Below are 954 nucleotides of genomic sequence, written 5' to 3'. Positions count from 1 at the left end.
AGGATCGGGTAGGGCGCCGGATCGATCTGTCCGGATATCTCATTCTGCCTGGGATCGTGGACCTTCATGGCGACGGGTTCGAACGCCATATTGCGCCGCGCAGGGGCGCGATGAAACAGATGTCCGAAGGTATCCTGTCCGTTGAGGCGGAACTGGCCGCAAACGGGATTACCACCGCCGTTCTGGCCCAGTTCCACAGTTGGGAAGGCGGTGTGCGCGGACCTGAATTTGCTGCGCAGGTCTTTGGAGCAATCGCTTCGGTCAGGGGCACGGTCGTCACCGATCTTATCCCGCAACTGCGTTTTGAAACCCATATGCTGGATGACTATGACGGATTGCCAGACCGGATCGTCGGGTGGCAGGTGCCCTATGTCGTTTTCAACGACCATTTGCCACATGACCGGCTGGCACAGGGGCGCACGCCCCCCCGTCTGACAGGACAAGCCCTGAAGGCCGGGCGCAGTCCCGAAGCGCATCTTGAGATGTTGCAAACCATGCACGCGCGCCGGGACGAGGTGCCCGCTGCCGTCGAAGCCCTGTGCGCAGACCTGCTCCGACTGGGTGTGCGCTTGGGCAGCCATGATGACGCGACGGCGGACACGCGTGAATGGTGGCGTAAGAGAGGCGTGTCCATTGCCGAGTTTCCGGAAACACTGGAGGTTGCCGAAGCGGCTCGTGCTGCTGGTGATCATATCATTCTGGGCTCACCCAATGTGGTGCGGGGCGGATCGCATAAGGGCAATGCCAGTGCAGTGGACCTGATCGCGATGGGTCTGTGTGATGCGTTGGCGTCCGACTACCATTACCCCAGCCCGCGTCGCGCCGCGTTGATGCTGGCCAAAAGCGGTCTGCTGGACTTGGCGGGCGCATGGGACCTCATATCGTCCGGCCCGGCGCAGGTTTTGGGTCTGACCGACAGGGGAAGGTTGATGCCCGGACAGCGCGCGGATTTAG

Annotated in this window: 1 protein-coding gene; it reads left to right on the top strand. The window is 61.9% G+C overall.

Annotated elements, in window-relative coordinates; translation table 11 throughout:
- Positions 1 to 954: alpha-D-ribose 1-methylphosphonate 5-triphosphate diphosphatase (locus ACR0LL_RS21170; protein WP_480589278.1), on the top strand; the 954-nt coding region annotated here is incomplete at both ends.

The organism is Ruegeria sp. AI2 (assembly GCF_056541275.1).
This window is presented reverse-complemented; position numbering and strand designations above follow the sequence as displayed.